20 protein-coding genes are annotated in these 23,323 nt (G+C 70.9%); 5 read left to right on the forward strand and 15 right to left on the reverse strand.

Annotated elements, in window-relative coordinates; all coding sequences use genetic code 11:
• Window positions 1-56 precede the first annotated feature (56 nt).
• Genes aroQ through RT2_RS06950 form a run of 5 tightly spaced genes read right to left on the reverse strand, consistent with a single transcriptional unit; the run spans window position 57 to window position 3,830 of the window.
• On the reverse strand, window positions 57-482 hold the full coding sequence (gene aroQ / locus RT2_RS06930; protein WP_072843828.1) for a type II 3-dehydroquinate dehydratase: 426 nt from the start codon (window positions 480-482) through the stop codon (window positions 57-59).
• Window positions 479-1,591, reverse strand: a complete 1,113-nt coding sequence (aroB, locus tag RT2_RS06935; protein WP_072843829.1) for a 3-dehydroquinate synthase — start codon at window positions 1,589-1,591, stop codon at window positions 479-481. The genes aroQ and aroB overlap by 4 nt, the downstream gene beginning before the upstream one ends.
• Window positions 1,592-1,644: 53 nt before the next feature.
• Window positions 1,645-2,148 (reverse strand): shikimate kinase, encoded by a 504-nt coding sequence (locus RT2_RS06940; protein WP_072843830.1) that lies wholly within the window; start codon window positions 2,146-2,148, stop codon window positions 1,645-1,647.
• Between the two features lie 19 nt (window positions 2,149-2,167).
• Complete coding sequence (gene aroC, locus RT2_RS06945; protein WP_174556678.1) at window positions 2,168-3,367, reverse strand: chorismate synthase; 1,200 nt, start codon at window positions 3,365-3,367, stop codon at window positions 2,168-2,170.
• A 34-nt stretch (window positions 3,368-3,401) separates the two neighbouring features.
• Window positions 3,402-3,830: a prepilin peptidase gene (locus tag RT2_RS06950; RefSeq protein WP_072844212.1), complete on the reverse strand. Its 429-nt coding sequence runs from the start codon at window positions 3,828-3,830 to the stop codon at window positions 3,402-3,404.
• Window positions 3,831-4,074: 244 nt separating this feature from the next.
• Here RT2_RS06950 and RT2_RS06955 point away from each other — a divergent pair, with 244 nt between their 5' ends.
• Complete coding sequence (locus RT2_RS06955) at window positions 4,075-4,908, forward strand: lipase family protein (protein ID WP_083577157.1); 834 nt, start codon at window positions 4,075-4,077, stop codon at window positions 4,906-4,908.
• Between the two features lie 3 nt (window positions 4,909-4,911).
• Here the strand turns inward: RT2_RS06955 and RT2_RS06960 are convergent, their stop codons facing one another.
• The 5 genes from RT2_RS06960 to RT2_RS06980 all read right to left on the reverse strand — a co-directional run bounded on the left by RT2_RS06960 (window position 4,912) and on the right by RT2_RS06980 (window position 11,166).
• Window positions 4,912-5,739, reverse strand: coding sequence for a shikimate dehydrogenase (locus tag RT2_RS06960; RefSeq protein ID WP_072843832.1), 828 nt, complete (start codon window positions 5,737-5,739; stop codon window positions 4,912-4,914).
• A 13-nt stretch (window positions 5,740-5,752) separates the two neighbouring features.
• Entirely contained in the window at window positions 5,753-6,988 is a 1,236-nt protein-coding gene (locus RT2_RS06965; RefSeq protein ID WP_072843833.1) for an endolytic transglycosylase MltG, read from the reverse strand.
• Window positions 6,985-7,515 carry a Holliday junction resolvase RuvX gene (gene ruvX / locus RT2_RS06970; RefSeq protein ID WP_072843834.1) on the reverse strand — a complete coding sequence of 177 codons (531 nt, stop codon included), beginning with the start codon at window positions 7,513-7,515 and terminating at the stop codon, window positions 6,985-6,987. The genes RT2_RS06965 and ruvX overlap by 4 nt, the downstream gene beginning before the upstream one ends.
• Complete coding sequence (gene alaS / locus RT2_RS06975) at window positions 7,512-10,181, reverse strand: alanine--tRNA ligase (protein WP_072843835.1); 2,670 nt, start codon at window positions 10,179-10,181, stop codon at window positions 7,512-7,514. Before alaS ends, ruvX begins: the two co-directional genes overlap by 4 nt.
• A 106-nt stretch (window positions 10,182-10,287) precedes the next feature.
• Window positions 10,288-11,166, reverse strand: a complete 879-nt coding sequence (locus RT2_RS06980) for an AraC family transcriptional regulator (RefSeq protein ID WP_072843836.1) — start codon at window positions 11,164-11,166, stop codon at window positions 10,288-10,290.
• 26 nt (window positions 11,167-11,192) lie between these two features.
• On the opposite strand from RT2_RS06980, the gene RT2_RS06985 reads away from it, so the two are divergent.
• On the forward strand, window positions 11,193-11,687 hold the full coding sequence (locus tag RT2_RS06985) for a VOC family protein (RefSeq protein WP_072843837.1): 495 nt from the start codon (window positions 11,193-11,195) through the stop codon (window positions 11,685-11,687).
• Here the strand turns inward: RT2_RS06985 and RT2_RS06990 are convergent.
• Window positions 11,671-13,080 (reverse strand): replication-associated recombination protein A, encoded by a 1,410-nt coding sequence (locus RT2_RS06990; RefSeq protein ID WP_072843838.1) that lies wholly within the window; start codon window positions 13,078-13,080, stop codon window positions 11,671-11,673. The genes RT2_RS06985 and RT2_RS06990 overlap by 17 nt on opposite strands.
• 225 nt (window positions 13,081-13,305) lie before the next feature.
• Between RT2_RS06990 and RT2_RS06995 the strand changes: the two genes are divergently transcribed.
• Together RT2_RS06995 and RT2_RS07000 are read left to right on the forward strand one after the other, a co-directional pair.
• Window positions 13,306-14,976, forward strand: coding sequence for an alkaline phosphatase D family protein (locus tag RT2_RS06995; RefSeq protein WP_083577192.1), 1,671 nt, complete (start codon window positions 13,306-13,308; stop codon window positions 14,974-14,976).
• A gap of 97 nt (window positions 14,977-15,073) precedes the next feature.
• Complete coding sequence (locus tag RT2_RS07000) at window positions 15,074-16,798, forward strand: alkaline phosphatase D family protein (RefSeq protein WP_245709157.1); 1,725 nt, start codon at window positions 15,074-15,076, stop codon at window positions 16,796-16,798.
• A gap of 13 nt (window positions 16,799-16,811) precedes the next feature.
• Here the strand turns inward: RT2_RS07000 and RT2_RS07005 are convergent, their stop codons facing one another.
• The 3 genes from RT2_RS07005 to aspS all read right to left on the reverse strand — a co-directional run bounded on the left by RT2_RS07005 (window position 16,812) and on the right by aspS (window position 20,952).
• Window positions 16,812-18,011 carry a kinase gene (locus RT2_RS07005; protein ID WP_072843841.1) on the reverse strand — a complete coding sequence of 400 codons (1,200 nt, stop codon included), beginning with the start codon at window positions 18,009-18,011 and terminating at the stop codon, window positions 16,812-16,814.
• A 168-nt stretch (window positions 18,012-18,179) separates the two neighbouring features.
• Window positions 18,180-19,130: a DUF389 domain-containing protein gene (locus RT2_RS07010; RefSeq protein ID WP_072843842.1), complete on the reverse strand. Its 951-nt coding sequence runs from the start codon at window positions 19,128-19,130 to the stop codon at window positions 18,180-18,182.
• A gap of 16 nt (window positions 19,131-19,146) precedes the next feature.
• On the reverse strand, window positions 19,147-20,952 hold the full coding sequence (gene aspS / locus RT2_RS07015) for an aspartate--tRNA ligase (protein WP_072843843.1): 1,806 nt from the start codon (window positions 20,950-20,952) through the stop codon (window positions 19,147-19,149).
• 154 nt (window positions 20,953-21,106) lie between these two features.
• On the opposite strand from aspS, the gene ypfJ reads away from it, so the two are divergent.
• Window positions 21,107-22,054 (forward strand): KPN_02809 family neutral zinc metallopeptidase, encoded by a 948-nt coding sequence (gene ypfJ, locus RT2_RS07020; protein WP_072844214.1) that lies wholly within the window; start codon window positions 21,107-21,109, stop codon window positions 22,052-22,054.
• Between the two features lie 21 nt (window positions 22,055-22,075).
• On the opposite strand, the gene RT2_RS07025 is transcribed toward ypfJ, so the two are convergent.
• Window positions 22,076-23,245, reverse strand: coding sequence for an AI-2E family transporter (locus RT2_RS07025; RefSeq protein ID WP_072843844.1), 1,170 nt, complete (start codon window positions 23,243-23,245; stop codon window positions 22,076-22,078).
• Between the last annotated feature and the right edge of the window lie 78 nt (window positions 23,246-23,323).

The following is a 23,323-nucleotide window of genomic DNA, read 5'->3' on the forward strand; positions in this document are numbered from 1 at the left end:
GCCCACGAGTGTGTGAACAGCTCGGTGAGGTAGCGCTACCACTCGGCGAGAAGCCGCTAACGCTCCGCGAGGAACCTCAGCGCCAACGGATATCCGGCGACGCCGCACCCCACGATCACGCCGGTCGCGATCGCACTCAGGTACGACTGGTGACGGAACTCCTCGCGGGCGTGAACGTTCGAGATGTGCACCTCGACCAGTCCGGCCGCCAGCTCCGCGCAGGCGTCACGCAGGGCAATCGAGGTGTGGGTGAGCGCGCCGGCGTTGAGCACCACCGGCTCCCCCGCGTCCGCGGCCGCATGGATCCAGCCGAGCAGCTCGGCCTCGCTGTCGCTCTGCCGAACCTGCACCTCGACACCGAGTTCGGCCGCGGCCCGCTCGCACAGCGCGACCAGGTCGGCGTAGGTGGTCGCGCCGTACACCTCGGGCTGGCGCTTGCCGAGCCTACCGAGGTTGGGCCCGTTGATCACCTGGATCCTCACAGCAGCACCGTCCCCCTGCCCGCGGCGTCACCCTCACGGGCAACGGCGGAGTAGGCGGCGGCCAGCAGCGACGGGTCCGGGCCCTCGAGGCGGCCGGGCTTGGCCAGGCCGTCGAGCACCACGAAGCGGAGCATCCCGGCGCGGTTCTTCTTGTCCGTCTGCATGCCCTTGACCAGGTCCGCGAACGCATCGGCGTCGTAGCCGGTGGGCAGGCCCACGGCGGTGAGCACGCTGCGGTGCCGGTCCGCGGTGGCGTCGTCGAGGCGACCCGCCAGGCGGCCCAGCTCGGCGGCGAACACCAGGCCCACCGACACGGCCGCGCCGTGCCGCCAGCGGTACTTCTCGCGACGCTCGATGGCGTGGCCGAGGGTGTGGCCGTAGTTGAGGATCTCGCGCAGGTCGGACTCGCGCAGGTCGGCCGCCACCACCCGGGCCTTGACCTCGATCGAGCGTCGGATCAGTTCGGGCAGCACGGTGCCGGTGGGGTCGAGCGCGGCCTCGGGGTCGGCCTCGATCAGGTCGAGGATCACCGGGTCCGCGATGAAGCCCGTCTTGATGACCTCGGCCATGCCCGCGACGATCTCGTTGCGCGGCACCGTCTCGAGCGTCGCGAGGTCCACCAGCACGGCGGACGGCTCGTGGAAGGAGCCGACCAGGTTCTTGCCGGCGTCGGTGTTGATCCCGGTCTTGCCGCCGACGGCCGCGTCGACCATGGCCAGCAGGGTGGTCGGCACGTGCACGATCCGGACGCCGCGCATCCAGGTCGCGGCGACGAAGCCGGCGAGGTCGGTGGCGGCGCCGCCGCCGAGGCTGACGACGGCGTCGCTGCGGGTCAGGCCGATGCGTCCGAGGACGTCCCAGCAGAACTCCGCGACCTTCAGGTCCTTGCCGTCCTCGGCGTCGGGGATCTCGACGCGGTGCGCGTCGATGCCCTTCGCGGCAAGCGCGGCGCGCACGGCCTCGGCGGTCTGCGCCAGCGGCGGCTGGTGGAAGATCGCCACCGTGCGGGTGCCGATCAACTCGTCCACGAGTTCACCGAGCAGTCCGCGCCCGATGATCACCGGGTAGGGGCTCGCCGTCTTGACCTCGACACGTACCGGTTCGGTCACTGTGCTGTTCTCCGCTTCTGTGCGCAGGGCCTGCTCGTTGTCTGTCACGTTCTCTACCCCAGCTTCGTGAGGATCTGCTGCACCACCCGCGCGGGGCTGCGGCTGTCGGTGCGCACCCGGATCGTCGACACCTCACGGTAGAGCGGGCGACGGCGACGCATCAGGTCCCGGTACTTCTGGCGCGGGTCTCCCCCGTTGAGCAGGGGCCGGGAGTCGTTGGTGCCGGTGCGCTTGAGCCCCTCGGAGATGCTGATCTCCAGGTACACCACCGTATGCCCGACCAGTCGGGCTCGGGTGGCGGCGGACAGGATCGCGCCGCCGCCGAGCGAGACGATGCCGTCCTGCTCGAGCAGCGCCCGCCGGACCATGTCCTCCTCGAGCGCCCGGAACGCCGGTTCGCCGTCCTTCGCGAAGATGTCCGGGATGGTGCGTCCGGTCTCCTCCTCGATCGCGACGTCGGTGTCGAAGACGTCCACGTCGAGTGCCCGGGCAAGCCGGCGACCGATCGTGGACTTACCCGCTCCCGGCGGCCCGACCAGCACCGCGACGGGACTCATCGGGACTCACGACCGGCGGTCACCTCGCGAGACGCTCCTGCACTGCGGCCAGGTAGCCCTCGACGTTGCGGACGGTCTCGGTCAGCGAGTCGCCGCCGAACTTCTCGAGCGCGGCCTGCGCGACGACCAGCGCGACCATCGACTCCGCGACGACGCCGGCGGCGGGCACGGCGCACACGTCGCTGCGCTGGTGGATTGCCACGGCCTCCTCGCCGGTGGACATGTCCACCGTCGCCAGCGCGCGCGGCACCGTGGAGATCGGCTTCATCGCCGCCCGCACCCGCAGGGCCTCGCCGTTGGTCATGCCGCCCTCGAGCCCGCCGGCGCGGTTCGTCGAACGCAGCACCCCGTCGGGGCCGGGACGCATCTCGTCGTGCGCGGCGCTGCCGCGGCGGCGGGAGGTCTCGAAGCCGTCGCCGACCTCGACGCCCTTGATCGCCTGGATGCCCATGAGCGCGGCGGCCAGGCGCGAGTCGAGGCGGTTCTCGCCGCTGACGAAGGAGCCGAGGCCGACGGGCAGTCCCTCGACGATCACCTCGACGACGCCGCCGAGGGTGTCGCCCTCGCGCTTGGCGGCCTCGATCTCGGCGATCATCGCCGCCTCGGCATCGCTGCCGAACGCCCGCACGGGGCTGGCGTCGATGGCGGCCAGGTCGGCGGCGACCGGCAGCGGCGCATCCGCGGACCGGGCCGCGGTGCCGATGGAGACGACGTGGGAGAAGACCTCGACGCCGAGGGCCTCGCGCAGGAACTGCCGCGCGACGGTGCCGGCGGCGACGCGGGCCGCGGTCTCGCGGGCGCTGGCGCGCTCGAGCACCGGGCGGGCGTCGTCGAAGCCGTACTTGAGCATGCCGGAGTAGTCGGCGTGGCCGGGCCGCGGCCGGGTCAGCGGCGCGTTGCGCGCGAGGTCCTTGAGCAGCGCCTCGTCGACGGGGTCCGAGGACATCACGGTTTCCCACTTGGGCCACTCGGTGTTGCCGACCTCGATGGCGATCGGGCCGCCCATGGTCCGGCCGTGGCGGACGCCGCCGAGCACGGTGACCTTGTCGGCCTCGAAGGCCATCCGGGCGCCACGGCCGTAACCGAGACGGCGGCGGGCCAATTGGGCAGAAATCTCGTCCGAGGTGACCTCGACCCCGGCGACCATTCCGTCGAGGAGGGCGACCAGGGCGGGACCGTGGGATTCTCCGGCAGTTATCCAGCGCAGCACGGCGCCCATCTTTCCACGGCGGGCCTCCGCGAATGCACACCGGCTACCCGAGCGCCGTCACACCCAACGCCAAGAGCGTCGCCAGACACATCGACGGCCCGTGCGGCACGGCCCGTCCGCGGCGCCCCGATGCGAGCAGAACCACCCCGACCGCCGCGGTGAGCGCGAACGCACCGAGCGCCGCCAGGACCCAGGCCTGCGCACCGGCCGCCCCCGTGACTGCGCCGAGCCCGAGCGCGAGCTTCACGTCGCCGCCGCCCATCCCCGTCGGCACGGCCAGGTGCGCGGCGAGGTAGAGCCCCGCCAATAGTGCCGCCCCGACCAGCGCGGCCCGCCCCTGCCCGGCGACCGTGGCCGAGACCAGCACGACGGCGGCGCCGGGCACGGTCAGCGCGTTCGGCAGCCGTCGGGACGCGATGTCCGCGGCGCTCAGGCACGCACACCACACCAGCAGACAACCCGCCGCGAACATCGGCCAGGACTCCGCGCGCGCAGCCAGTACACCCGTCCCGGCGATCGTGACGAGGGCCGCCACCGCCGCCCCGCCCTGCCCCAACCCGGTGTCCATGCGTTTCACCGTGCCAGGCACCACACCCAGGTCGGGGTCCTCGACCTGGGAATACGCCCGTCCTGTGGATTGATTCGGGACCTGTGGAGGAAAATTCTTCCCACCAGGGCGGCAGGCCCCACCCGGTCGGCGGAATCGAGGAACGGACATGACTAGCCCGCAGATGGATCCCACCAGCGCCGTGGCCTGGGGCCCGTTCGTCCAGGCCGCCTACGACCAGTTCAGTCTGCACCCGCGCGACGACAATCCGGCGGCCGTCGCGAACCTGCCCGCGGGGTACACCCTGGTCCGCACCATCCAGATGACAGATGTCGTCGGTCCGCTGCAGGACCGGGTGTTCTACGGCTACGTCGCCGTCGGCGGCGACCCCCAGACCGTGGTGATCGCCCTGCGCGGCACCGCGTCACCCCTGGAATGGTGGGCCGACCTGCACTGGGACCTGGTGCCGTTCACGCAGGTGTCGAACGGCGGGAGCGTCGCGGAGGGCTTCCACAACCTCTACGCCACCTTCGGCACCATGACGCCCGGGCAGTCCGCGCCCGCGGCGCCCGGCAGTTTCGCGCCCGCGCTCGCGCGGGCGGCCGCCGACGGTCTCGGCGCCACACTCGACGCCGCATCACCCGTCGTCGTGTGTGGTCACAGCCTCGGCGGCGCGCTGGCGACCCTGCTTGTCGCAGATCTCGCCGCGAACACCGCGTTGCGCCCGCAGGCGTGGACGTTCGCCTCACCGAAGGTGGGCGATGCCACGTTTGCGGCGCGGTACGGCGGGCTCAGCGGCGTGTCGTGGCGGATCTACAACCAGGTCGACGTGGTGCCGTACTTCCCCCTCGACCCCGACGACAACTACCAGCACGTGACCGCCGGATACGCGATCAACTCACTCGGGTCGGCGCGCTGGAACGTGGGCTGCGCCCACGCCCTCAACACCTACCTCAGCGTGCTCTCGGCGGGCGCCGTCCAGCTCGATCCCGGCTGCCGCTGACGGTCAGCGCGCGACGACGGCCGCCATCGCCTCGCGGGGAGCGGGCCGGCCGGTGAACTGCTCGACCTGACCGAACGCCTGGTTGAGCAGCATCCGCAGGCCGTCGACGACGATGCCGCCGGCCGCCTCGACGGCGGCGGCGAGCGGGGTCGGCCACGGGTCGTAGATCGCGTCGAGCAGGACCGGCACACCGGCGACCGCCGAGGCGAGGTCCGCGCCGGCGGCGGCCGGGATGGTGCTGACCACCACGGCGGCGCCCGCGCAGGTCCGGGTCAGCCCGTCGGATTCGAAGTCCTGGTGCCGCACGGTCAGGCCCATTGCACGCCCGCAGTCGAGGGTCTCGGCGGCCCGCTCGGCCGACCGCGCCACCACCACGGCCTCGGTCGCGCCGAGGTCGGCGAACGCCCGCAGGCTCGGCCGGGCGGTACCGCCGGCCCCGAGGACCACCGCGGTGCGCCCGGTCAGGTCGGTCACCCCGACCTCGGCCAGGGCCCCGGTGACGCCGTCGACGTCGGTACAGTCCGCCCGCCAGCCCCCGGCGGTCCGGACCAGGGTGTTCGCGGAGCCGATCTGCACGGCCCGCTCGGTGCGCTCGGTGGCGAACTCGAGAGCCGCGAGCTTGCCGGGCATCGTCACCGACAGCCCCACCCACTCGGGGCCGAGTCCGTCCACCAGGCCCGGCAACTGCTCGCCGGTGCACTCGATCCGGTCGTAGGTCCAGTCGGTCAGGCCGAGCGCCCGGTACGCGGCCAGGTGCAGCTGCGGGGACCGTGAGTGCGTGATCGGGCTGCCCAGCACCGCGGCCCGACGCGGCCCGGTCTGGTTCCCCACCTCGGATGTCGAATCAGCGGCCACTGTCGAGAATCCCACTGCCCTGGGCCTTCACGATGTTCGCCAGGTGCTCGTCGTAGCCCTTGGTGAACAGCGTGGTGCCCTGCTTGTCGATGGTCACGAAGTACAGCCAGTCCCCCGCGGGCGCGGTCTCGACGGCCTGCACTGCGGCGATGCTCGGCGAGGAGATCGGCGTGGCGGGCAGCCCGTCCTTGGCGTACGTGTTCCACGGGGTGACCCGCGCGCGGTCGGCGTCGGTGGTCGCGACCTCGGTCGTGTCGAGGGCGTAGTTGACCGTGGAGTCGAACTCGAGTTTCTGCGGCTCCGCGAGCCGGTTGATGATCACGCGGGCCACCTTGCCGAAGTCCTCGGGCAGCGACTCACGCTCGACGAGCGATGCGGCGACGAGGACCTGGTACGGCTGCAGCCCGACCGCGGCACCGGCTGTCCTGATGCCGGTGGACTCGTACTTCTCGGCGCTCCCGCTCACCAGGGTCTGCAGGATCTCGGTCGCGCTGCCGGTGGGGTCGAAGTCCCAGCTGCCGGCGGCGATCAGGCCCTCGAGCTGCCGGTTACGGTCCGGCACGTCGCGGACCTGCGACGCCGCCCAGTCCGGCACGCCGAGCGCGCTGAGGTCGGAGTCGGCGCCCGCGGCCTCGAGCTCCGCGGCGCTTATGCACTTCGGCGCGGCGCCGCCGGGCAGGCAGCTGGCCTTCGAGATCAGGGTGTAGATCCCGTTCTTGGTGGCTCCGGTGGTGACGTCCCGGGTGTCGTGCAGCTGACGGCCCTCGGAGATCACCAGCGCGCCGACCCGCGACTCCGGGTTCACCAGGGCGGTGACGGCGGCGGTGGCCGGCAGTCGGGACTCGACGGAATAGAAGCCGGGCTGGAGCGAGGTCATCGATCCGTGCCGGACCGCGGCGTTGTAGAACGCGTCGCTGCTCTTCACCACGTCCTTGGCCAGCATCTCGGCACCGATCTGCTGCGCGGTGTCGCCGGGATGCACCTGCACGACTACCTCGGGACCGGCCTCGCCGACAGCGTAGTCGGCTGGCAGGCCCGGGCCGCCGAAGAGCTTCTTGACGCCGAAATAGCCTATGCCGCAGATCATCACGACGGCGACCAGCGACGCCAGCACCACCACTGCCCGGCCCTTGCCGCGACGTCGGCGGTTGGCTGCCTCGCGCGCGCGGCGCGCCTCCGCGCGGCTGTTGTACACCTGGGGCTCGCCCGACCGGGTGTCGGTCACTGACCATCCTCCGTCTGTGAGTGCAGGTCCTGCGCGGCACGCAGAGCCCTGCTCCGCTGGTCCAACCATCCCTGCAGGATCGCGACGGCCGCCGCCTGGTCGATCACCGACCGTTGGCCCTTGGCCTTGACTCCGCTCTCCCGCAGTGCCCGTGACGCGGTGACCGTCGTGAAACGCTCGTCGGTCATCCGCACGGGCACCGGCGCGAGCCGATCCCGGAGCTGAGCGGCGAATGTCGAAGCCAGCCCCGCGGCGCTGCCGCGCTCCCCCCGGAGGGTCTGCGGCAGACCGACAATAACCTCGACCGCCTCGTATTCCTCGACTATCGCCGCGAGTCGCTCGATGTCGGACCTGTCGGCCTTGGACTTCGCCCGCGGCACGGTCTCCACCGGCGTGGCGAGAATGCCGTCGGGATCACTGGACGCGACGCCGATCCGGACGCTGCCGACATCGACGGCGATGCGGCGGCCGCGCCCGGGGTCGTCGACCCCGGGCTGATCGGCCGCGGCCTGGTCCTCCCGACTCAACCCGCGAGCTCGGCGACGCGGGCGCGCACTGCCGAGAGCGCGGCGGGGATGCCCGACGCGTCGCTGCCCGAACCCTGAGCCATATCGGGCTTGCCGCCGCCGCGGCCGCCGATGCTCGGTCCGAACGCGGCCACCAGGTCTCCGGCCTTGACGCCGAGGTCCTGTGCGGCCTTGTTGGCGCTCACCACGAACGGCACCTTGCCGTCGGCGGAACCGATCAGGACCACCACGGCGGGCTCGGTCCCGAACCGGCCGCGGACGTCGGTGGCGAGGGTGCGCAGGTCGTTGCCCGCGACGCCCTGCGGCGCCGCCTCGGCGACCAGCAGCAGCCCGCCGATCCGCTCGGCCCGCTCGACGAACGCGCCGGCGCCGGCCAGCACCGCGGCCGCCTTGGTCTGCTCGAGTTCCTTCTCGGCGACCTTGAGCCGCTCCACCAGCTGCTCGACGCGGCCGGGGACCTCGTCGGAGGGCACCTTCAGCGCGGTCGCGACGCCCGCGAGCAACGCCCGCTCCTTGGCCAGGTACTTGTACGAGTCCAGCCCGACGAACGCCTCGACGCGGCGGATGCCGGAGCCGACGGACGACTCGCCGAGCAGGGTGACGGGCCCGATCTGTGAGGAGTGCGCGACATGGGTGCCGCCGCACAGCTCCATCGAGAACGGTCCGCCGATCTCCACGACCCGCACCTCGTCGCCGTAGTTCTCGCCGAAGAGCGCCATCGCACCCATCTGCTTGGCCTTGGTCAGGTCGGTGACGAAGGTGTTGACCGGGTGGTTCGCGGCGACGGCCTCGTTGGTGACGGCCTCGATGTCCTGCTTCTGCGCCTCCGAGAGCTGACCCTGCCAGGAGAAGTCGAAGCGCAGGTAGCCCGGCTTGTTCAGCGAGCCGGCCTGAACGGCGTTGGGGCCCAGCACCTGTCGCAGCGCCGCGTGCACCATGTGGGTGCCCGAGTGGCCCTGGGTGGCGCCGGCGCGCCAGTTGGCGTCGACCTGCGCGAGGACGGCGTCGCCCTCGGTGAGCTGGCCCTCCTCGACGGTGACCTTGTGCACCCACAGCTTCTTGGCGATCTTCTGCACGTCGCGCACCCGGACCTTCAGGCCCGGCGCCGTGATGACGCCGATGTCCGCGATCTGGCCGCCGGACTCCGCGTACAGCGGGCTGCGGTCGAGGATGACCTCGACCTCCTGGCCGACGGTGGCGACCGGCACCCGGACGCCGCCCGAGATCAGCGCGAGGACGGAGGCCTCGGTGGTGAGCTCGGCGAAGCCGGTGAACTCGGTCTCGCCGCGGTCGACGAACTCCTTGTAGACGGTGAGGTCGGCGTGCGCGTGCTTGCGGGCCTGCGCGTCGTCCTTGGCGCGCTGACGCTGCTCGGCCATCAGGGACCGGAAGCCGTCCTCGTCGACGGACAGGCCGGCCTCGGCCGCCATCTCCAGGGTCAGGTCGATCGGGAAACCGTAAGTGTCGTGCAGGGCGAACGCCTCGCTGCCGGCGATGACCTTCTGGCCCGCGGACTTGACCTCGTCCGCGGCGGTCTCGAACAGCTTCTCGCCGGAGACCAGGGTGCGACGGAACGCCGCCTCCTCGCCGACGGCGACGTTGAGGATCCGCTCGAAGTCGGTGTCGAGCACCGGGTACGACGGCGCCATGGTGTCGCGCACGACGGTGATGAACTCGCGCATGCTGGGCTGCTCGGCACCGAGCAGCTTGGCCGAGCGCACGATCCGGCGCAGCAGCCGGCGCAGCACGTAGCCGCGGCCGTCGTTGCCGGGGTTGACGCCGTCGCCGATCAGCATCGCGGCGGTGCGCGCGTGGTCGGCGATGACGCGGAAGCGGACGTCGTCCTCGTGGCTGACGCCGTACTTGCGGCCGGTCAGCTCCTCGGCCTTGGCGATGACGGGGCGGACCAGGTCGGTCTCGTAGACGTTGTCGACGCCCTGCAGCAGGAAGGCGACGCGCTCGACACCCATGCCGGTGTCGATGTTCTGCTTCGGCAGCGGGCCGAGGATCTCGAAGTCGTCCTTGCCGGTGCCACCCAGACCGCGCTCGTTCTGCATGAACACGAGGTTCCAGATCTCGAGGTAGCGGTCCTCGTCGGCCTCGGGTCCGCCCTCGAGGCCGAACTCGGGGCCGCGGTCGTAGTAGATCTCCGAGCACGGGCCGCAGGGTCCGGGGATGCCCATGGACCAGTAGTTGTCGGCCATGCCGCGGCGCTGGATGCGCTCGTCCGGGATGCCGGCCTCTTCCTTCCAGATGTCGCGGGCCTCGTCGTCGTCCAGGTAGACGGTCACCCACAGCCGCTCGGGGTCGAATCCGTAGCCGCCGTCCTCGACACTGTTGGTCAGCAGCGCCCAGGCGTGCTTGATCGCCTCACGCTTGAAGTAGTCGCCGAAGGAGAAGTTGCCGGCCATCTGGAAGAAGGTGTTGTGCCGCGTCGTGATGCCGACGTTCTCGATGTCGAGGGTGCGCACGCACTTCTGCACGCTGGTCGCGGTGGCGTACGGGGGCGTCTGCTGGCCGAGGAAGAACGGCACGAACTGAACCATGCCGGCGTTGACGAAGAGCAGGTTCGGGTCGTCGAGAATGAGGGAGGCGCTGGCCACCTCGGTGTGACCCGCCTTGACGAAGTGGTCGAGGAATCGCCTGCGGATCTCGTGGGTCTGCACGTCATGGTCCTTACAGATGGGACGGTGTGGGCTGCCGATGCGTCTGCCGGGACGCGCGCAGGTATGCGCGCACGCCAGTATTGCGACACCTCGGCCGACCGCCAGCCTATCGCGCGGACGCGGACGTGCCGTCGCCGCCGCGGCCGGTGTCGAGTCCACGCCCGTACCGCGACGGCGGAACACCCACCGCAGCGGTGAAATCCCGGGTGAGATGGGACTGGTCGTACCAGCCCAGGGTGAGCGCCAGCTCGGCCAGGTCGAGGCCCGGGTCCTCCTGCAGAGCGGTCATCGCGTCCAGCAGGCGGTAGCGGCGGATCAGCCAGGCCGCGGAGATGCCGACATACCGGCGCAGCAGGCGCTGCATCGTCCGATCGCTCATGGCGTGTCGCCGCGCCAACTCGGCGGACCGGACCACTCCGCGGTCGGCGGCGACGTCGTCGACGAGGGCGCGGACCCGGACGTAGTCGGGGTCCACCTCCGACGGCAACCAGGCCACGAGATGACGTTCCGCGACCGCGCACCGGCCCTCGTCGTCCTCGCAGGCGAACACCTCGTCCCACAGACCCTCGGCGCCGGGGACGACAGTTGGCAGCGAGGCCACCGAGTCCGTGAACCGGCTCGCGTCCAGGCCGGTGAGTGCGGTGAACCCACCGGGACGGAACTTCACCCCCAGCACGCGCCCTCGCCCGGCCAGTTCGATGTCGAAACGTGTGGTGATCACGCCGTGCACCAGCACCGACGGCAACGGGTGCCCGTGCCTGACCGGCTCCTCCCCCTCCTCGAACGACAGGTGCACGGCCGGATGCGAGAGCACCGACGACTGCTCCCGCCGCGGGGTGTCCAGGGCCCATCGCACCGACCAGTAGTGCTCGACGTACGGGTCGAGGCGCGGGTCGCACGGGTAGCGGCCGAGCCGGTAGACGGACCCCACCTGGGACGGACGGAGAATCCCCCGGCTTCCTGTCGCATCTGTCAAAGACGCCATCGGCCGAGTGTAGGCAGGCTGGGACCGTGAACACGATCCCCACGCCCGTCCCCGACGGCTACACCACCCTCACCCCGTTCCTGGTGGTCGACGGCGCCACCGCCGCGATCGACTTCTACGTCGACGTCTTCGGCGCCCGCCTGATCTCGCGCAACGACCTGCCGGACGGCCGGATTGCGCACGCCGAGTTGGACTTCGGCACCGGCCGGCTGCAGCTGTCGGACCCGATGCCGGAATCGGGCCTGGTCGCGCCCGACCCGGCCGCGCCGGTCAACCACTCGTACGTCCTCTACTGCGCCGACGTGGACCGGGTCTGGCGCACGGCGGTCGACGCCGGCGCGACGGCGTTCGAGGAGCCGTCCACCTTCGTCACCGGCGACCGCTTCGGCGCGGTGCTGGACCCGTTCGGCCATCGCTGGGCGATCATGACCCGGGTCGAGGAGGTCTCCGAGGAGGAGGCGCGCCGCCGCGTCGACGCGTGGCTGGCCGACGAGGCCGCGTCCGTCAACTCCCCCGGATGATCCGGCGCAGCTTCGGAACCCGTTGCGCCAGATCACGTTCGGCGCCGTGGCCGGTGGGTTCGTAGTAGTCGACGCCGACCAGCTCGTCCGGCGGGTACTGCTGGGCGAGGACCCCGTCCGGGTGGTTGTGCGGGTACCGGTAGCCGACGGCGTTGCCGAGCTTCTCCGCCCCGGCGTAGTGGCCGTCGCGCAGGTGCGGGGGCACCAGCCCGTCGCGGCCCTGGTTGACGTCGGCCATCGCCGCACCGAGCGCCGCGATGACGGCACCGGACTTCGGCGCGGTGGCCAGGTGGATGGTGGCCTGCGCCAACGCCAACCGGGCCTCCGGCATGCCGATCAGCTGCACGGCCTGCGCGGCGGCGGTCGCGGTCTGCAGGGCGGTCGGGTCCGCCATCCCGATGTCCTCGCTGGCGTGCACCACCAGCCGGCGCGCGATGAAGCGCGGGTCCTCCCCCGCGACGATCATCCGGGCCAGGTAGTGCAGCGCGGCGTCCACGTCGGAGCCGCGGATGGACTTGATGAACGCGCTGATCACGTCGTAGTGCTGGTCGCCGTCGCGGTCGTAGCGGACGGCGGCCTTGTCGACACTGGACTCGACGGTCTCGAGATCGAGCAACGCGGGACGCACCGCCGTGCGGTCCAGCGCTGCGCCCGCCGCGGCCTCGAGCGCCGTCAGCGCCCGTCGAGCGTCGCCGGCGGCGAGGCGGACGAGATGTTCGAGTGCGTCGTCGGCAATCTCGACGGATCCACCCAGCCCCCGCTCGTCGGTGCGGGCGCGCTCGATCACGACCCGGATGTCATCGGACGTCAGCGACTGCAACTGCAGCACGAGCGAACGCGACAACAGCGGCGAGACCACCGAGAAGGACGGGTTCTCGGTGGTCGCCCCGACCAGTAGCACGATGCGGTTCTCCACCGCGGCGAGGAGCGCGTCCTGCTGCGTCTTGGAGAACCGGTGGACCTCGTCGATGAACAGGACAGTCTGCTCGCCGTGGAGCAGCCGCCGTCGGGCCAGTTCGATGACGCCGCGCACTTCCTTGACACCGGCCGACAGCGCTGACAGCGCCTCGAACCTGCGCCCGGTGGCACCCGAGATGAGCGACGCCAGCGTGGTCTTGCCGGTCCCGGGCGGACCGTACAGCAGCACCGACGACGCGCCGGACCCCTCGACGAGGCGGCGCAGCGGAGCCCCCGGTGCCAGCAGGTGCTGCTGACCGACCACCTCCGCCAGCGTCGCCGGCCGCATCCGCACCGCGAGCGGCGCGCCCGGATTCGGCGTCGACGTTCGGGGCGGGAGCGAGGTGAGCGGTTCGGGTGCCGACTCGGAGGCCGGAGCCTCGAACAGGCCCGCCCCGTCGCCGCCCGCGTCCGTGTCGCCGAAGAAGTCAGTCACACCCCGACGCTACTAGCCGACTCCGACGTCGATCCGCGCCGCCGGTGCGACAGTGAGCTGGGCAACTCCAGAATAGGACGGTGAACATCAGGTGAACATCGGGTGAACATCACACGCACGCCCAATATTGAACTGGTCCAACGTCCAGGTTCGGGGTGTGATCCCGAAGTGCCCGAATCACGCGATCCCGAACACTCCCCCCGCCCCGCCGCCGAACGCCCCGCGCTGGGCCGGCGCAGCCTCCTCCGCGGCTCCGCCATCGCAGCAGGCGCCGGCCTCGCCGCCTCGGTGACCGGAAAGGCCGCGGCCGCACCGGTGGTGGCATTCGGACACGGCGTCGCGTCCGGTGACCCGCTCCCCGACCGCGTCATCATCTGGACTCGTGTCACACCGTCCGCCGACGCGCTACCGGGGTCCGGCGTGGGCGAGGCGATCGCACTGGACTGGCAGGTCGCGACCGATTCGCAATTCACGTCCGTCGTACGCAGCGGCACCGTCACCGCGACCGCCGATTCCGACCACACCGCCAAGGTCGACGTCACCGGCCTGAAGCCCGCGACCACCTACCACTACCGCTTCACCGCCCGTGGCGGCGCGGTGTCCGGCCAGGTCTCCCCCGTCGCGCGGACCCTCACCGCACCCGCGAACGACGCGGACCTGTCGCGGCTGCGGTTCGGCGTGGTCACCTGCTCCTACTGGGAGGCCGGCTACTTCTCCGCCTACCGGCACCTCGCACAGCGCGAGGACCTGGACGCGATCCTGCACGTCGGCGACTACATCTACGAGAACGGCCAGGGCGAATACAGAGCACGCAACGGTGCCGTCCGGCTGCACGAGCCCGCACACGACATCGTCTCCCTCGCCGACTACCGAATTCGCCACGCCCAGTACAAGACCGACCCGGACCTGGCGACGCTGCACGCCCGGATTCCGTTCATCGCGACCTGGGACGACCACGAGTTCGCCGACAATGCCTACCAGACCGGCGCCGCGAACCACGACCCCGCCACCGAGGGTGACTGGGCCACCCGCAGGGCCAACGCCACGCAGGCCTACTTCGAGTGGATGCCGGTGCGGGTCAACGGTTCCGGCACCGACGCGCCACTCTACCGGCGATTCCGGTTCGGCAACCTCGCGGAGATCTCCATGCTCGACCTGCGCACCTACCGCGACGAGCAGGCCTCCCCCGGCGCCGGCTGGCGCAAGGTGGACGACCCGGACCGGACCGTCACCGGCCGCGCCCAGATGGACTGGCTCACCAAGGGCATCGTGTCCTCGCCCACCCAGTGGAAGGTGGTCGGCAACCCGGTGATGATCGCGCCCACCCTGATTCCGCCCCTGGACACCAGGACCACCAAGGCACTCACCGACCTGATCGGTCTGCCCCAGGGGGGAATCCCCTACGGCACCGACTCCTGGGACGGCTACGCCGCCGACCGCCGCCGACTGTTCGACGCGATCGCCGCGGCGAAGGTCGACAACACGGTCTTCCTGACCGGTGACACCCACACCTCCTGGGCCTGCGACCTGCCTGTCGACGCCGCGAACTATCCGGCCGGACCTACGGTCGGTACCGAGTTCGTGGTGCCGTCGGTGTCCTCACCGGGTGTGGGCGACTCACTCGGGGTGCCGCCCCGTACCGTCAGCGTCCCCATCGAGGAGGCGTACAAGGCCGTCAACCGACACATCCGGTACGCCGAGCTCGACTCGCACGGATACGGGGTGTTCGAGGTTGCGCCCGACGGTGCGCAGATGGACTGGTACTACGTCAGCGACGCGGCCGACCCCCGCGCGACGGTGCGCCACGGCGCGAGCTACCGGGTGGCGGACGGCGCCCAGCGCATTGTCCCGGTCGGCGCTCCGCTCGACCCCGCCTCCCACCGACCGGGCGCATGAGCGTCCGGCTGGCCCGGCGGCGAACATCGGGTGAACATCGCGCGCACAGCCCCGTTTTGAATTGAGCACGCGTCCAGGTTCGGGGTCTGATTCCCAGGTGCCTGAATCACGTGTGCCCGAATACTCCCCCCGACCCGACGCCGAACACCCCGGGCTGAGCCGGCGCGGACTGCTACGCGGCTCGGCCATCGCGGCCGGCGCCGGCCTCGCCGTCTCGGTGACCGGAAAGGCTGCGGCAGCAGCCACGCCGGTCGTCGCGTTCGGGCACGGCGTCGCGTCCGGAGACCCGCTGCCCGACCGCGTGGTGATCTGGACCAGGGTCACGCCTGACGCCGCGGCGACACCGGGTTCCGGTGTCGGCGAGCAGGTTCCGGTGCGCTGGGAGATGGCCACGGACCGGGCCTTCGCCTCCGTGGTGCGCAGCGGCACCGCCAACGCCACCGCCGAGTCCGACCACACCGTCAAGGTCGACGTCACCGGCCTCGAGGCCGCGACCACCTACCACTTCCGCTTCACCACCCGCGGCGGCGCGGTTTCCGGCCAGGTCTCCCCCGTCGGGCGGACCCGCACCGCACCCGCGACCGACGCGGACCTGGACCGGCTGCGGTTCGGCGTGGTGTCCTGCTCCAACTGGGAGGCCGGCTACTTCGCCGCCTACCGCCACCTGGCGCTGCGCGAGGACCTGGACGCCGTCATCCACCTCGGTGACTACATCTACGAGTACGGCCGGGGCGAGTACGGCGCCAGGGACGGATCCGTGCGCCTGCACGAGCCCGCACACGAGATCGTCTCCCTCGCCGACTACCGGATCCGGCACGCCCAGTACAAGACCGACCCGGACCTGATGGCCCTGCACGCGCGGCTGCCGTTCATCGCGACCTGGGACGACCACGAGTCCGCGGACAATGCGTACAAGGCCGGTGCCGAGAACCACAACCCCGCGACCGAGGGCGACTGGGCCACCCGCAAGGCCAGTTCCGCGCGCGCCTACTTCGAGTGGATGCCCGTGCGGGTCAACGGGTCCGGCACCGAGGTGGCGCTGTACCGGCGATTCCGGTTCGGCAACCTCGCCGAGATCTCCATGCTCGACCTGCGGACCTACCGCGACGAGCAGGCGTCCCCGGGCGCGGGCTGGCGCAAGGTCGACGACCCGGAGCGGACCATCACCGGCCGGGCCCAGATGGACTGGCTGACAAGCGGAATCGTGTCGTCGCCGACGCGGTGGAAGGTCGTCGGCAACCCGGTGATGATCGCGCCCAGCCAGATCCCGCCCCTGGACACCAGGACCACCGCCGCGGTCACCGAGATGATCGGCGTGCCCGCCGCGGGCATTCCCTACGGCACCGACTCGTGGGACGGCTACACCGCCGACCGCCGGCGACTGTTCGACGCGATCGCCGGGCAGGGCGTCGACAACACGGTGTTCATCACCGGCGACATCCACTCCTCGTGGGCGTGCGACCTGCCGGTGGACGCGGCGAACTACCCGGCCGGACCGACGGTCGGCACCGAGTTCGTAGTGCCGTCGGTGACCTCACCGAACATGGACGACTCGCTGAACGTGCCGCCGCGCACGGCCAGCGTCGCGGTGGAGGAGGCCTTCAAGGCGGTCAACCGGCACATCCGGTACATCGACTTCGACTCGCACGGCTACGGGGTGTTCGAGGTGAACCGGGTCAACGCGCAGATGGACTGGTTCTATCTGTCCGACCCCACCGACCCCCGCGCCGCCGCCACCCACGGCGCCAGCTTCCGGGTCGGGTCCGGCGAGCAGCGGACGCAGCCGACGGCCCCCCTCGACCCGACCGCCTACCGGCCGTAGGGCCGGCCGGGGCTCAGCCCCAGTGCCGGTCCATGGCGTCCGCCACGAGCCCGGCGTGGTCCGCCACGCCGGGCTCACCGGTCCGCCGGGCCGACACCTCGAGCGCACGCCAGCGCGCGATCAGCGCCTTGGACCGGGGCACGGACATGTGGTGTTCGCGCGCCGCGGCGATCCGGGCGTGGTCGTCGGGCAGGAACCAGTAGGTGGACAGCCAGGTCCACATCAGCTGCGCCTCTAGCAGTCCGGTCGCCAACAGGTGGTCGTCGGCCAGCTGTGGCCACATCCCGACCACCTCGGCGCGCCAGGCGTCCACCATGGCGGCCGAACGTTCCTGGGTCAGCTCGATGCTGCACAGGCATCCCGGGAACGAGGTGAGCGCGTAGGAGAGGTCGAGGGTGGCGTCCCGGAAGCCGCCCCACTCGTAGTCCAGGAACTGCACGCCCTCGCCGTTGACGATGATGTTGTCCGGGCACAGGTCCGACGGGCTGAAGGCGCGGTAGCGGCCGCCGTTGAACAGCCGCACGGCGTGACCGGCACGATTCGCCAACTCCGGCGGGACGGTGATGCCGAGCTCGCGCTCGAGCAGACCGGGCACCTTCGGCATCGTCGCGCCGACCTGCTCGGCGACACTGCTGTGGTACTTCTCCACCCCGGCCCGCCGCAGCAGCGCGGTGAAGTCCTCCTCACGGCCGACGGTGGCCGCGTGCATTCGTCCCATCGACTGGGCCATGGCCATCAGCGAGTTGGTCACCGAGGCCTCGTCTGCGCGTGCCAGCAGGCTCGCGATCGGGGTGGCGTCGCCGAGATCGGCGAGGACCAGTAGGCGGGCCGAGAGGTCGTAGGCGATCAGTTCGGGACCGGGCCGCGATTCCGTCGCGAGGGCGTTCGCGAACTGGTACGAGACCGCCTCGCGGAGAAACGCGGTGTCGACCAGTTCGCCGTCCGCGGGGCCGGCGGCCGGCGTGCCCGGTCCGTACACCGCAACGCTGCGGGCATGGGATGCGGCGGAGAGTTCCCGGACCTGCTTGATCACCAGGGTGCGGGGCAGCGAGAACGGATTCTCGGCGCACCGGACCCGCAGCACGATCGTGCGGCCACTGCCGCCCAGGTCGACGGGGTCGACGAGGGTGACGGGCGCTCCGGTGCGTCGTTCGAGCAGCGCCTCGGCTGCTGTCACAACCTCAGAAACTGGGTCGGCCAATAATGCGGTCATCGCGATCCAACCTACCCGCCCTCGGCCCGATTCGGGCCGTCTAGTTCAACGCTCCGCCCACCCGCGGAGCCACATCCCGGCGCGACCAGCAAAAACAGACCGGGCCGTACGATTTATCTCAAACAGGTTACGCCAGCGGGCCATCCGGCACCGACCCGGCCCGGCGGATCACCACACCCGGTCCGGTCGCGCGCCCCGCCGACGCCGCAGCGCCTGTCGCCGACGCGGGTGCAGCGCCAGCACCAGCACCCCCGCGGAGACGATGCCGATCATGTTCACCCCGAGCTGGCATACCGACAGCAACGCCACGTGCCACTGCCCCACCGTCGCGGCCACCACGGCAAAACCGGCTGCGGGCACCGTGGTCACCGAGATGAACACCCCGACCAGCGCCGCCGACTTGGAACTGACCAGCGCCAACATCCCCGCCGAGCCCGCCAGCAGGGCCACTACCAGCGAGAACGGGCCCACCTGGTAGATGAAGTCCACCTGATGGATCCGGTCGAAGGTCTCGAGGCTCAACCAGCCGGCTGCCTCCGCCGCGAGCGCCCCGACCGCGGTGACCAGCATGGCCACCGGGAAGCCGACGACCAGCGCCAGCAGCGAACGCCGGGCAAGCCGGCGTTCGCGGCGCACGATCGCGACGGCCAGCGCGGCCAGGGGGCCGAACTCGGGGCCGACCACCATCGCGCCGACGATCGTCACCGGCGAGTCGGTGACCACACCAATGGCCGCCAGCAGGCAGGCGATGGTGAGGAAGGCCAGGAAGGTCGCATTGAGCGTCGACTCCTCCCGGGTGCGCCCGAGCAGTTCCTCCCAGACGACCGTGTCGTCGGGGTCCCCCGGCGCCAGCCGCCGCGCCTGCCTGGCGGCGTCGGAGATCACGGTGTCGAGCGGCTCGAGCGTGATGGCGCCGGTGTGTTCGAGCCCCATCGACTCGAGCGCGTCGACCACCTCGTCGGTGCACTCGCGCGCCAGGTCGGCCTGGACGGCGTCGCCCTCCGGCGAGAGCGCGCCGCCGCGCGTGAGCACGATGTGGGTGGCCCCCGGCTGCGCCCGCAGCATGGCCAGTACGTCCTCGGTTCGCGAGACCGGACTGATCACGCGCAGGTGCAGCACGGGTCCACCCGGCCGATCAGGCCTGCTCGGCCCTGCCGTCCTTCGGCTCCTTGGACTCCTTGGGCTCCGGCTTGGCGTCGATGCCCGACTCCTTGCGCTGCTGCGGCGTGATCGCCGAGGGCGCTTCGGTGAGCGGGTCGATGCCGCCGCCGGACTTCGGGAACGCGATGACCTCGCGGATCGAGTCCACGCCCGCAAGCAGGGCCGTGATCCGGTCCCAGCCGAAGGCGATGCCGCCGTGCGGGGGCGCACCGTAGGCGAAGGCGTCGAGCAGGAAGCCGAACTTGTCCTCGGCCTCCTCGTGCGAGATGCCCATCACCTTGAAGACGCGTTCCTGAATGTCCTTGCGGTGGATACGGATCGAGCCGCCGCCGATCTCGTTGCCGTTGCAGACGATGTCGTAGGCGTACGCCAGTGCGGTGCCCGGCTCGGTGTCGAAGGTGTCGATCGACTCCGGCTTCGGCGAGGTGAACGCGTGGTGCACCGCGGTCCAGGCGCTGTAGCCCAGGGCCACGTCGCCGCTGGCGGTGGCGTCGGCGGTCGGTTCGAACAGCGGCGCGTCGACCACCCACAGGAACGCCCACGCGTTGGGGTCGATCAGGTCCTGCTTGCGGGCGATCTCGCCGCGCGCGGCGCCCAGCAGGGCCCGCGAGGACTTGGTCGCGCCCGCGGCGAAGAAGATGCAGTCGCCGGGCTTCGCGCCGACGTGCGCGGCCAGGCCGTCACGCTCGGTGTCGGTGAGGTTCTTCGCGACCGGCCCGCCGAGGGTGCCGTCCTCGCCGACGAGGACGTACGCCAGGCCCTTGGCGCCGCGCTGCTTGGCCCACTCCTGCCACGCGTCGAGCTGCTTGCGCGGCTGGCTCGCGCCGCCGGGCATCACGACGGCGCCGACGTACTCGGCCTGGAACACCCGGAAGGTGGTCTCGGAGAAGAACTCCGCACACTCGACCAGCTCGAGATCGAACCGCAGGTCCGGCTTGTCGGAGCCGTAGCGACGCATCGCCTCGGCGTACGTCATCCGCGCGATCGGGGTGGTGATCTCGTGCCCGATCAGCTTCCAGACGTTGGTGAGGATCTCCTCGGCCAGCAGGATGACGTCGTCCTGGTTGACGAAGCTCATCTCGATGTCGAGCTGGGTGAACTCCGGCTGCCGGTCGGCGCGGAAGTCCTCGTCCCGGTAGCAGCGGGCGATCTGGTAGTACCGCTCGATGCCGCCGACCATCAGCAGCTGCTTGAACAGCTGCGGGCTCTGCGGCAGCGCGTAGAAGCTGCCCGGCTGCAGGCGCGCGGGCACCAGGAAGTCGCGGGCACCCTCGGGGGTGGAGCGGGTCAGGGTCGGGGTCTCGACCTCGACGAACTCGTGGTGCGCGAGCACCTGACGGGCCGCGGCGTTGACCTTCGAGCGCAGCCGGATCGCGTGGCCGGGCCCCTCACGGCGCAGGTCCAGGTAGCGGTACTTGAGGCGAGCTTCCTCGCCGGCGTTGTCGTCGAGCTGGAACGGCAGCGGGGCGCTCTCGTTGAGCACCTCGAGCGAGGTCGCGTTGACCTCGATGGCGCCGGTCGGGATCTCGAAGTTCTGGTTGCCCTCAGGGCGGACCTCGACGGTGCCGGTGACCTTGACGCAGTACTCGGCGCGCAGCTTGTGCGCCTGCTCGAGCACGTCCTCACTGCGGAAGACCACCTGTGAGACGCCGGAAGCGTCGCGCAGGTCGATGAAGATCACCCCGCCGTGATCGCGCCGCCGGGCCACCCATCCGGTGAGGGTGACGGTCTGGTCGGCCTGCTCTGCTCGCAACGAGCCGGCGAGATGGGTGCGCAGCACGGGGTTCCTTTCACACACTTTCAACAGCGTTCTGTCGTCAGTGATCCTACGGAGAAGCAACACGGAAGACATAACGCACCAGAGGAATCACCCGGAGCCTTTCGCGTGCGAAGCTGTCCCCGGCGATCACAGACCCCGACAGAAAGCGGTGACCATGACCTTCAACGAGGGCGCTCAGATCACTCCGGGACGGGTCTCCGTCGGTGGCAGCGGCGGCGGTGGCCGCGGCGGTCGTGGCGGCAAGGTCGCGCTCGGCGGCGGCCTCGGCGGCATCCTCGTACTCGTGCTTGCTCTGCTGTTCGGCGGCGACCCAGGGACTGCGCTGGGCAACCTCACGGGAGCCCAGGACGACGCCCAGCTGGGGACAGGTTCGCTGAGCCAGGTCGCAAACTGCAAGACCGGCGTGGACGCCAACCGCGACGTGAACTGCCGGGTTGCCCTCACCGCCGAGAGCCTCGACGCGGTGTGGGCGCAGGAGCTCGGCAAGCAGACCGGCACCCCGTACGTCATGCCCGGCGTCATGCTCTTCTCCGGCTCGGTGAACACCGGCTGCGGCAACGCGACCAGCGACGTCGGCCCGTTCTACTGCCCCGCGGACTCCACCGCCTACTTCGACACCAGCTTCTTCCAGTTGCTCGTCGACCAGTTCGGCTCCAGCGCCGGACCTCTCGCGCAGGAGTACGTCGTCGCGCACGAGATCGGCCACCACATCCAGAACCAGCTCGGCGACATCGGCCGCGCGCAGGCCGATCCGAAGGGCGCGCAGTCCGGCGCGGTCCGGACGGAGCTGCAGGCCGACTGCTACGCGGGCGTCTGGGCGCACTACGCGGACACCCTGCCCGCGCCCGGCAGCAACGAGCCGTTCCTGAAGCCGCTGACCGAGACCGACATCCGGGATGCCCTGTCGGCAGCGTCGTCGGTGGGCGACGACCGCATCCAGCGGGCGTCGAGCGGACGCGTCAACCCCGAGGGCTGGACGCACGGTTCCTCGGAGCAGCGACAGAAGTGGTTCCTCACCGGCTACAAGACCGGCAAGGTCGGCGCCTGCAACACCTACGCCGCACGGGATCTGGACAACCCGCCCGCACTGACCACCAGGTAACCGCCCGCGCCACGAGTGCGGCTACTCGGCCGCTGGTGTCTCGGACGGCGGCTCGGTCGACGACGCGGAGTCGCCCTGCGGCGACGCGGACTCCGGCCGACCTTCGTGCACCAGGTCGTAGCGGTGACCGTAGGTTTCCACGATCGCCTGGATCACCGCGACCACCGGGACGGACACCAGCGCGCCGATCGCACCGAACAGCGACGCCCCGACGATCACCGACCCGAAGGCGACCGCCGGGTGGATCGAGACGGTCTTGGAGGTGATCCGCGGGTGCAGCAGGTAGTTCTCGACCTGCTGGTAGGCCGTGCCGAACACCACCACCCACACCCCGTCCATGGGCTGCGCCGCCGCGGCGATGATCGCGGGCAGCGCGATCGCCAGGTAGGTGCCCAGCGTCGGGATGAACTGCGAGACCACGCCGGTCCAGATCGCCAGCGGCAGCCAGTACGGAACCCCGATCGCCATCAGGAAGATCCCGGTCGCGACGGCACTCACCGCGGCCAGGATCAGCCTCGACACGACGTACCCGCCGGCCTTCTCCACCGAGATGCCCCACACGGTCGAGATGATCTGCTGCTGCCGCGCCGGGAACCAGCTCGAGATCGTCCGCCGCATCGCCGGCCCCTCGGCGGACATGTAGAACACGAACAGCAGCAGGGTCATCGCCTGGAAGACGACGCCGAGCAGCGACGAGAGCACCCCCAGCACCCCGGGCGTGAATCGCTCCGCGAGGTCGCGGACCGTTTCCGGCGTGATCTTGATGAGGTCCTTCCCTGTCGCGAACTCGGTGCCGAAGGTCCGGTTCGCCCATTCGGTCACCCGCGAGACCGCGTCCGGCAACGCGGTGAGTAGCTGGGCGAGCTGGTCGACGAGCAGCGTGCCGAACACCCCCACGAACCCCACCATGAACAGGAAGAGGGCGAGGAGCACCAGGCCGGTGCCGGCGCCACGACGCAGCCCACGGCGCTCGAGCCAGTCCACGATCGGCTCGATGGTGACGCTGAACAGCCAGGCCAGGAACAGCAGACCGAGAAAGCCGCGCAGGTTGTGGAACAGCCAGCCGGACATCTGATAGGCGGCGACGGCGAGCAGCACGTAGACGATCGCGAGCCGCAGCCATCGGGTGTTGGCGCGCCGATCTGCATCGCCCGCCGGTGTGGGAACGTTCTGCCCGGTCGACTCGCTCATCACACGCTCCGTAGTCGGGTGGCTCCTCCCGTTACCGCCGAAATCTACTCGCCGCGTGCGGGGATCACAGGTCGAAAC

It is taken from the genome of Rhodococcus tukisamuensis NBRC 100609, from assembly GCF_001894985.1.
GTDB classification, from domain to species: Bacteria; Actinomycetota; Actinomycetes; order Mycobacteriales; family Mycobacteriaceae; genus Rhodococcus_G; species Rhodococcus_G tukisamuensis.